General features: G+C 70.9%; 10 protein-coding genes. 6 read left to right on the forward strand and 4 right to left on the reverse strand.

The window, feature by feature from the left end; translation table 11 throughout:
* Positions 1-25 precede the first annotated feature (25 nt).
* Positions 26-1,606, forward strand: a complete 1,581-nt coding sequence (locus tag OG521_37920; GenBank protein ID WUW26235.1) for an amidohydrolase — start codon at positions 26-28, stop codon at positions 1,604-1,606.
* 53 nt (positions 1,607-1,659) lie between these two features.
* Here OG521_37920 and OG521_37925 read toward each other — a convergent pair whose 3' ends face one another.
* Positions 1,660-1,977 carry a DUF3817 domain-containing protein gene (locus OG521_37925; protein WUW26236.1) on the reverse strand — a complete coding sequence of 106 codons (318 nt, stop codon included), beginning with the start codon at positions 1,975-1,977 and terminating at the stop codon, positions 1,660-1,662.
* Positions 1,978-1,982: 5 nt separating this feature from the next.
* A complete protein-coding gene (locus tag OG521_37930; protein WUW26237.1) occupies positions 1,983-2,447 on the reverse strand; it encodes a hypothetical protein in 465 nt (154 codons plus the stop codon).
* Between the two features lie 89 nt (positions 2,448-2,536).
* On the opposite strand from OG521_37930, the gene OG521_37935 reads away from it, so the two are divergent.
* The 4 genes from OG521_37935 to OG521_37950 all read left to right on the forward strand — a co-directional run bounded on the left by OG521_37935 (position 2,537) and on the right by OG521_37950 (position 5,375).
* The gene (locus OG521_37935) at positions 2,537-2,878 is read left to right on the forward strand and encodes a PadR family transcriptional regulator (GenBank protein WUW26238.1); all 342 of its coding nucleotides are present in this window, start codon (positions 2,537-2,539) and stop codon (positions 2,876-2,878) included.
* Complete coding sequence (locus OG521_37940) at positions 2,875-3,555, forward strand: permease prefix domain 1-containing protein (GenBank protein WUW26239.1); 681 nt, start codon at positions 2,875-2,877, stop codon at positions 3,553-3,555. The genes OG521_37935 and OG521_37940 overlap by 4 nt, the downstream gene beginning before the upstream one ends.
* Before the next feature lie 138 nt (positions 3,556-3,693).
* Entirely contained in the window at positions 3,694-3,891 is a 198-nt protein-coding gene (locus OG521_37945) for a DUF4236 domain-containing protein (protein ID WUW26240.1), read from the forward strand.
* A 269-nt stretch (positions 3,892-4,160) separates the two neighbouring features.
* A complete protein-coding gene (locus OG521_37950; protein ID WUW26241.1) occupies positions 4,161-5,375 on the forward strand; it encodes a PQQ-binding-like beta-propeller repeat protein in 1,215 nt (404 codons plus the stop codon).
* A gap of 134 nt (positions 5,376-5,509) precedes the next feature.
* Here the strand turns inward: OG521_37950 and OG521_37955 are convergent, their stop codons facing one another.
* On the reverse strand, positions 5,510-5,890 hold the full coding sequence (locus tag OG521_37955) for an ArsR family transcriptional regulator (GenBank protein ID WUW26242.1): 381 nt from the start codon (positions 5,888-5,890) through the stop codon (positions 5,510-5,512).
* Positions 5,891-5,988: 98 nt separating this feature from the next.
* Here OG521_37955 and OG521_37960 point away from each other — a divergent pair, with 98 nt between their 5' ends.
* A complete protein-coding gene (locus OG521_37960; protein ID WUW26243.1) occupies positions 5,989-7,248 on the forward strand; it encodes an MFS transporter in 1,260 nt (419 codons plus the stop codon).
* 97 nt (positions 7,249-7,345) lie between these two features.
* On the opposite strand, the gene OG521_37965 is transcribed toward OG521_37960, so the two are convergent.
* Positions 7,346-9,112 carry a cellulase family glycosylhydrolase gene (locus tag OG521_37965; GenBank protein WUW26244.1) on the reverse strand — a complete coding sequence of 589 codons (1,767 nt, stop codon included), beginning with the start codon at positions 9,110-9,112 and terminating at the stop codon, positions 7,346-7,348.
* Between the last annotated feature and the right edge of the window lie 243 nt (positions 9,113-9,355).

Consider the following 9,355-nt stretch of genomic DNA (forward strand, 5'->3'; position numbering starts at 1 on the left):
CGCACCCCGAACGGAGTTCACCCCCATGCCCGCAGCCGACCTTCTCCTCACCGGCGCCCATGTCCGCACCCTCGATCCCGCCCTGCCGGAGGCGGCGGCCGTGGCCGTCCGGGACGGACTGATCGCGGCCGTCGGCGGCACCGAGGACATCGTCCGCGAATGGAGCGGACCAGGTACGGAGCGCATCGACCTCACCGGAGCCACGCTCGTGCCCGGCCTGGTCGACGCGCACAGCCACCCCGTGTGGGGACTCGAGATGGCGACCGGCACCGACCTGTCGGGTGTGAGGACACTCGAAGAACTCCGGAAAGCCCTGCGCGATGCCCCACGGACCGACGGCTGGGTCATCGCCTGGGGGCTCGACCACAACGTGTTCGGAGGCCGCCGGATCGACCGCGACCTGGTCGAGGACGAACTCGGCGGCGCGCCCGCGTTCATCCGCTTCTACGACGGACACTCCGCTCTGGCGAGCGCGGCCGCCCTGGGCGCGGCGGGGATCACCGGGCCGCGCTCCTTCGACCAGCGCGCCGAGATCGTCTGCGACGCGGACGGCCGTCCCACCGGTCACCTGATCGAGCACGCCGCGATGGACCTGATGCTCGCCGCCGTCCCCCGCCCTTCCTTCGGCGAGCGCCGCACCGGGCTGCTCGCGCTGCTGTCGCAGATGGCGGCCACCGGACTGACCGGCGCACACGTCATGGACATGGGGCACGGCGACGTGCCCGAGCTGCTCGCGTCGGTGGAGGACGAGGCGGTCCTGCCGCTGCGGCTGCGTCTCGCGCCCTGGTGCATGCCCGGTACGGGCAAGGACGGTCTGGACGAACTGATCGCCCTCCAGCGGGAGGCCGGGCGGCACTGGCGGGTCGGCGGGGTCAAGTTCTTCATGGACGGCACCGTGGAGGGCGGCACCGCCTGGCTGGAGCACGCCGACTGCCACGGGCAGGGCACGGACGCCTTCTGGCCCGATCCCCGCGCGTACTCCGACGCCGTGCGGTACCTGCACGCGGCCGGTGTCGGAACCGCCACCCACGCCATCGGTGACGCGGCCGTCCGGCATGTCCTGGACACCGTCGAGTCCCTCGGCGCGGGCGGCGCGGGCAGGCACCGGATCGAACACATCGAGACGGTGCCCGACGACACGATCCCCCGGTTCGCGGCGCTCGGCGTCGCCGCCTCCATGCAGCCGCCCCACACCGCCTACACCCGGGGCGATCACGCGGACGAGTGGTCCAGGCGTCTCGGCTCCGACCGGGCGTCCCGTGCGTGGCGCATCCGCGACCTGCGGGACGCCGGCGCGGTGCTCGCCCTGGGTTCGGACTGGCCGATCGCGCACTACGACGTCCGCCGGGTCCTGTCCATGGCGCAGGCCCCGCAGGGTGCCGCGGGCTCCCGGCGGGGGCTCACCGGCCTGATGGCCCTGGAAGGCTGCACCTCACACGCGGCGCTCGCCGCCGGGGAGGAGGGCGGGCGTATCGCCCCGGGGCTGAGGGCGGACCTCACGGCCTTCGGCGTGGACCCGGTCACCGCGACCGCGGACGAGATCGCCGAGGCGCCGGTCCGCCTCACGACTGTCGGTGGGCATGTCACCCATCGCGGCGGCTGCTGAGCACATCGGCCGGGTCACCGGGTGATGTGCCGCCTCGCGAGGGGTCGTGTCCGTCAGGTGCCTTCCGCCAGTTCTCCGCGGGCCTGTCCGTCGGTGGTGTCGTCCCTCGTCCCGGGCGGGACGAGGGACCGCCGCCCCAGCAGGCGCAGGGCGAGCAGTCCTCCGATGCCGGGAAGGAAGGCGCACCCCTTGGCTCCCGGCGGAGTGGGGGCAGGAGCGAGGAAGACGGTGACGATGACGGTGAGGTAGGCCGTGCCGTGGAGCAGGCCGCCGAGCGACGTGATCATTCCGGTGTGCACGGTGAACAGGTTGAGCAGCAGGAGCGCGAGGGACGAGGCTTCGACCGCGGCCGCGAAACGCAGAGTGCGCATACCGGTCAGGCTCCCGTCGTGGAGCCGGGGCGAACGATCATCAGCACGACGACGGCGGCCCACAGCAGGTTGAACATTCCCGTGGTCATGGAGAGGCGCGCCGCCGCCGGGCGCAGCTCCGGTGCGGCCTCCGCGGGTTGACCGAGCAGCCGGGCCTGTCCGGGCAGGACCACCGTGATCAGCAGTGCCCCGGCGGCAGCCGTGAGCGCGATCGAGGTCAGGAGCCAGGCGTCGGCCAGGACGCCCATCCGGGCCCCGGTGGCGACGCCCAGGACCGGGACGGCGATGCCGACGACCGCGTACCCGCGGCAGAGCCTGTGCAGGAACGCGGCTGTCCCGCCGTCGGACTCCCGCGCGTCACCGCCTGCCGACTGCCTTGCGTAGCGCGGGAACATCGAGGCTGCGACGGTGATCGGTCCGATCGTCAGGATCGCGGCCAGCACATGCAGCGAGAGCAGCACCTTGGTCACAAGGGTCCCTTCATGGATTTGCTGCCAATGGATTGGCTTCCAACCTATAAGTAGCACGCCGTGACGCCGTTTAGGTAGGCTGCCTGACTATGAAGACGGATGCGGTACGCGGCCACCTGGACGGACTGCTGCTGTCCGTACTGGAATCGGGCCCCCTGCACGGCTACGCGATCATCGCCGCGGTCCAGGAGCGCAGCGGCGGTGTGCTGGAGCTGCGCAAGGGCACGATCTACCCCACCCTCAACCGGCTTGAGCGGATCGGGCTGCTGAGCAGTGTCTGGGAGTCGGTGGGTGAACGCCGCCGGCGCTGCTACCGGCTCACCGACGCCGGACGGCGCAGCCTGGCGACCGAACGGACCCTGTGGCGGGAGTTCACCGCGGCGATCGGCTCGGTCCTGGAACCCGCCCCCGCCCCCGGACACGCCACGTGAAGGCGTCGGAGCCTCCGGCCGGCGACCCCGTCGAGACCCACCTCGCGGACCTGGCGGCGAGACTGCACGGCCCGGCCCGGCTCAAGGCCCGGATGGTGGACGAGCTGCGCGAAGGCCTCCTGGATGCCGCGCGGGAACTGTCGCCCGATGCCGAACCCGGCCGGGAGGCGGCACGCCGGGCGATCCGCGAGTTCGGCACCGTGGCCGAACTGGCCCCCAGCTTCCAGTACGAACTGACCGTCACTCAGGCCCGTCACACCGCACGTACCGTCATGCTGATCGTCCCGTGCCTGCTGGTGTGCTGGTCCCTGGTCGAGCTCTCCACCCGCGTGGAGGGTCACGGACTGCCCGGCTCGCTCCAGGTGGCCGTCGCGCATCTCGGCGGCCTCTCGGCCCTCACCGCACTGCCCGCGGCCGTGTTCCTCTCCGCCACTGGCTCGCTGGGCCGCCGGCTGCGCCTCCCGCAACGACTGCCTCTCGTGGTCGCCTGGTCGGGAACCGCCGCGGCGGTCGCCCTCGGACTGAGCGCCCTGACGCTCGTCGCAGCCGCCGTGATCGCCGGTGACTGGCCCCTGACCGCGGCCGCCTGTCTGATCGTCATCGCCCTCCACGCGCGTGTCGCCACGTCCGCACGCGTGTGCCGCCGGTGCGCGCGCCTGCCTGTCACCGCCCCCTGACGAGCGGACCGGGCGGGCCGGAGCGCGGTTCCCGGAATCCGGCCCGAGCCGCCGTACATGCATGGCGATTATCAGGCAACACGAAGGACAACTCGTCGACGTCACCGGCTGGTCGACGACACCGAACCAGGAGGCACCATGCCGCTCACGTTCCGCAAGAGCTTCAGGATCCTTCCGGGTGTGACCCTCAACATCAACCGCAAGTCGTGGTCGATCACGACAGGTGGCAAGCACGGTCCACGACGGACCCGGAGCAGCACCGGCCGGCGCACGACGTCGATGAATCTGCCGGGCCCCTTCGGCTGGCGCCGCACCACCCGTGCAAGCCGTCACTGAGCGGAGCGGGCGTGCGCAGGCCGGCGGCACCACCCCGGTCCCGGTCGAGTCGGCCGGACCCCCGGGTGCCGCGCCGGCATGACGCACGCCCCGCCCCCGCGGGTCGGTATGCCGGATCGCCCTGGGCCGCGCCCCGCACCTCTGAGTCCGAACGCATGTGAACGTTCTGTGGGGGTAATGGGCCGTTGTCATCCGAACCGGGTGGCAACTGACCAGGGGGTACCTCGTTGAATGCAACAACGCGCCGTTTGCGTACGAGACTTGGCGTGATGACTCTCGCCGCCGTCACACTGCTCACCTTCACGGGTTCTCCACGGGCGGCGTCGGCCCCGGTGCCGGGCAGGACCGCCACCACGGCCGAGCTGACGGATGCGACGCTCGGCTACCGCGCGAACGGCCGGGCCGACGGCCTTGTCGCGGGAGCCACAGCGGCCCCTCCGTACACCAAGCTGTGGTCACGGGACTTCGGGACCGTCGTCTCCGCGCCCGTCGCCGTTGGCGACAAGGTGTACGCGGTCGTCAACGCCGACGACGGCACCGAGGGCGGCCCGCGCATGATGCTCGTCGGAGTCGACGCCGCCACCGGCAAGGACCTGTGGCCCGCCGTCTCACTGGAACAGAACGAGCCCCAGGCGGGGGTGGCGTACGGGGGAGGTCTGCTGTACACGCAGACGTCCCGCGGCACGATCGCCGCGTGGGACCCGGCCACCGGGAAGCCGAAGTGGTCGGTGACCATCGGCTCGGCGTCCATGCAGTACCCGCCCGTCTGGTACGACGGACTGCTCTACCTCCAGGACGGCCGCGGCACGGCCCTGGCGCTCCGCGCCGACACCGGAGCCCAGGCGTGGACGGCGACCCTTTCGGAGTGGTCCTGGGCCCCGACCGTGGTCGACGCCTCCGGGGTCTGGATCGGGTTCGACAGCATCGCGTGGCACCACCTCGACCTCAAGACCGGTGCTGAGCTGCACCGCTTCCACGTGCCGGACGTCTGGGGCGCGTACGGCAACCCGGTCGTTCTGGGCGCCGGTGCGGCATGGGTGCGCAGCAATGACAGTGACGACCAGACGGTCACCGCCTACGACGAGAAGACCGGCGCCGAAGTGCGGAAGCTGCCCGCGGACGCGACTCCCGTCTTCGGCCCGGGCCGCGTGTACACCGCGCATCTGGGCAAGGTCAGTGCGCGCAGCACCACTACGTACAAGGCCGCCTGGACCTATACGAGTTCGGTGGCAGCGGCCACGGTGCGCCTCGTGGCCAACGGATACGTGTACGTGGACGACGCCGACGGCCGCCTCGTCGTGCTCGACCAGAAGACCGGCAAGGTCGCGTGGTCGTACCGGCGCTACCCCGCGCCCGCGCCCACGTCCAACATCATCGCCGAGGACGACGGGCGCGGCTTCGTCGTTCCCGGCATCTCCACGGCCAAGGGCCGGCTCTTCGTACCCGGAGCCGATGGCACGCTGATCGCGTTCCGCAAGAAGTAGGGCGTCGCGCACCACATCGAGGCGGGGTGCCGACCGGCGCCCCGCCTCCGATGTGCGAGTGCCTGCCGTGGCGGGAACCCGATGAACGCGCCAACCCGATGGATCCGGATTCGGCCGCTCGGCGGCGGACCCGCTCACGCCCCGGGTGTCCAGGCGGCCACCAGGTCGAGGAGGCCGGGGAAGCGGGCGTTGAGATCGTCGACGCGTACGTGGCTGCGGCGCTCGAGTCCGTACTGGCGCTGGCGTGTGACCCCCGCTTCCCGCAGTGCCTTGAAGTGGTGCGTGAGTGAGGACTTGGGCCGGTCCAGCCCGAACCAGCCGCAGGAATGGTCGAACTGCTCCGACTCCAGGAGGAGTTTGCGCACGATCGTCAGTCTCAACGGCTCGCTGAGCGCGCCCAGGACCGTCTCCAGCCGCAACTCCTCGATCGCCGGCTCGGGCAGGGGTCCGGGCAGACCGGGTGGCTCGGGGAACGCCTGATGAGTCACGGGCGAGGTGCTCGCTTTCGGAGGCATGGCCAACTCCCGATGGATCGATTCCTTAGTACGACTCCAATCGTACTGCATGCTAAGTTCGACTCAACTCGTACTTAGGTGACTCGGGAGGAACAGTCATGTCCAGATCTCCAGCCACACCTGTCCACACTCTCGGGGGCAGGGCCGGGGGCGGCTCCGGGGCCCGGGCCGACCGGGGTGCTGCTCCGACGTGGTGGGTGTGGCTGGCCGCATGGCCGGTGACGGCGGTCTTCGTCCTCTCGAATGCCGCGACACCGCTGTACGTGCTGTGGCAGCACGACATCGGCTTCTCCAAGGGGACCCTCACCGTCGTTTTCGCGTGCTACATCGTCGGCCTCATCGGCTCGCTCCTCGTCTGCGGTGTGGTCTCCGACCGGGTCGGGCGCAAGCCCGTTCTGCTGCCGGCGCTGGCGCTCGCTCTCGTCGCCTGCCTGCTCTTCGCGACCGCCGGAAGTGTGACCGCCCTGATCGCGGCCCGGCTGTTCACGGGCATGGCCGTAGGGGCGACCGTCTCGGCGGGAATGGCCGCGGTGACCGACGTGGCCGGTCCTGCACGCGCGCGGACCGCTGCTCTCATCGCCTCCTGCGCGATGGTCATCGGTGCCGGTCTCGGCCCGTTCCTGGCCGGTGTCCTGTCCGAGACGCTGCCCGCGCCGACCGTCACCGTGTTCGTCGTCGAGTGCGTGCTGCTCCTCACCGCCGTGCTGACCGTGCTGCGCATGCCGCTCAGTCGCCATGTGTCGCCCCCGAGGGGCGCCTGGGTGCGCATACCCGGTGTGCCGCGCGGTAGCGGCCGCCAACTCCTCATGGGAATTGCCGTGTTCGCGCCCGGCATCACCGCCACCTCCTTCGTTCTCTCGCTCGGCCCCTCGCTCCTGTCGGGCCTGCTGGGCACCACCAGCCGGATCGTCGCCGGTGCCATGGCGTTCGCCATGTTCCTCACGGCCGCCGGTGTGCAGTTCGCCGTTCAGCACCTGAGCCGGCGTCTCATCCTGGCCATGGGGGCGATCAGCACTGCGGCCGGCATGGCGATGCTGATCGTCGCCGTGCACACCTCGTCGGCACCGGTCCTCGTCACCTCGGCGCTGCTCGCCGGCGCAGGCCAGGGGCTGGGTCAGCTCGGCGGGCTGTCGCTGCTCAACTCCGCGGTCCCCTCCCGGCGTCTGGCGGAGGCCAACGCCGCTTTCAACGTGGGTGGTTATCTGCCGGCCGGCGTCCTTCCCGTGTCCGTCGGCTATCTCAGCGACGCGGTGGGCCTGACCGCCGGTGCCACGGTGTTCGGCGTGGTCCTCATGGGCCTCGCGGTCGTCGGAGGGCTGACCCTCGTCGGCCGGCGCCAGGCCGACGAGCCGTCCTGACGACAGGTGCGTACGGTGCTCCCGCGGTGAGCGGCGGGCCCGGCGCCCGCCCCGGCCGACCTCTCGTCGGCCGGGGCGGAAGCGGCACTCTGCCGCGTCAGGAGAGGGTGCAGGTGACGGTCGGGACGCCGCCCGAGCCCGGCGTTCCCTGGAAGCCGAAGCTCGTGTGCGCACCAGCGGCGAGGCTCCCGTTGTACGGAGTGTTCGTCACGCTGACCGCGGAGCCGGTCTGGGTGTAGGCCGCGTTCCACATGTTCGTGACCTGCTGGCTTCCCGCCCACGTCCAGCTCACCTTCCACGCGGCGGCGCTCGAACTGCCCGTGTTGGTCACGGTCACGTCGACGCCGAAGCCGTTCCCCCAGTCGCCGCTGACGGTGTACGCCGCGGTGCATCCGCTGTTGCCGCCGGAGGTGCGGGTGGTGGTGGCCGTCACCGGGGCGGAAGCCGCGGATGTGTTCCCCGCCGCGTCGCGTGCCCGGACGGAGTACACGTACGAGGTGCCGGCCGTCAGACCGGAGTCCGTGTAGGCGGTGCCGGTGGCCGTGCCGACCTTGGCGGAGCCGCGGTACACGTCGTAGCCCGTGACCCCGGTGTCGTCGGACGCCGCCGTCCACGAAAGGGAGACCGTACTGCTGGTGGTCCCGGTGACGGTGAGGCCGGCCGGAACGGAGGGCGCCTGGGTCTCGCCACCGTCGCCACCGTCACCTCCGCCGCCGAAACCGGGTGCCTTGATGCTTGCCAGGTAGCCGTCCTTCACGGTGTCGACGGTGGCCCAGTCGTCCTTGAGGATTCCGCCGGTGTCACCGGAGTTGGGGTTCCAGGACCAGAACGTCCAGGAGAAGCTGTCACCGCCGTACTGGCCCGTCGGCCGCAGGTAGTCGGCCAGTGCCTTCAGCCACTTCTGGTCGGTGGCGGACTGGAGCGTGGTGCCGAACTCGCCCACCCACACCGGTGCGATGTTCTGCTTGAAGATGTAGCCCCAGTACTTGTCCCAGATGCCGGGCATGTTGGCGGGGAACGAGGCGTCGTTGAACCAGGGCTGCTGGGCGACACTGGTGGCGTAGTCGTGCGCCGAGTAGACCACCCGGTGCGCCACGTCGAGCTCCACCGGATACTGGCCGACACCCATGAGGTTCCCGCCCCACCAGCCGGACACCCCGTTGAAGGTCTGAACGCCCTCGACGAAGACCAGCAGATCGGGGTTGACGGAGAGGACGGCGTTGCCGCCGCGCTGTGCGGCCAGCCGCCAGTCCTTGGTGGTGTCCCCGCAGCCCCAGCAGGCAGGGTCGTGCGGTTCGTTGTGGAGGTCGATGCCGATCACCGCGTCGTCGCCGGCGTAGCGTGCGGCCAGCGCCTTGAGGTTGGCCAGCCAGGTGGATTCCGGGACGGAGGCGGTGTACCAGAGCGCCGACTGGCCGGCGGCGTCGGGCCGGTGCCGGTCCAGGATGACCTTCATGCCGATGCTGCCCGCGTGTTCCACGATCCGGTCCATCACCCCCAGCGAGTCGAGACCCTGCAGATCGCTGTTCATGCCCGCGGAGTAGTTGATGCTCGTGGGCGCCGTACCGGTGAAGATGTCGTCGCTGTAAGGCAGCCGGATGGTGTTGTAGCCCAGCGACTGCATCTGATCGATCATGCTCTTGTAGTCGCGGGACCACAGGCCGTGGGGAACGTAGTTGGACGTCTCGAAGCCGAACCAGTTGATGCCGGCGATGCGGACCGGCTGGTTGGCGGCGTCCAGGAGCTGGCGGCCGCTGGTGTGCCAGTAGCCGGCACCCGGTGCGACGTCGGCTGCGGTTGCCGCCTGGGAACCCGCGAGGGGGAGGAGCAGGGCGGCCGCGGTGATGGCCGCCGTACGGGCCATGCGCCGGAGGAATGGGGGGAGTCGGAGAAGCCGGAGAGGGTGGGGCACGGTGCGGGTTCCTCTCTGAAGGGCGGCAGGTCCTGCAACGATCATGGGAGCGCTCCCATTTCTGTCGCGTGCCCTGCCGGTGGAGGCATGGGGGATGGTGGCGTCGCGGGCGATCGCTCCCCCTTGTCCCGGACTCAACTCTCGTTCTCCGGGGGCGGGGGGCCGATGGCCTGCGGCCCGGCGCCATAAAAGCGA

Source organism: Streptomyces sp. NBC_01463 (genome assembly GCA_036227345.1).
In the GTDB taxonomy this organism is placed as follows: Bacteria; Actinomycetota; Actinomycetes; order Streptomycetales; family Streptomycetaceae; genus Streptomyces.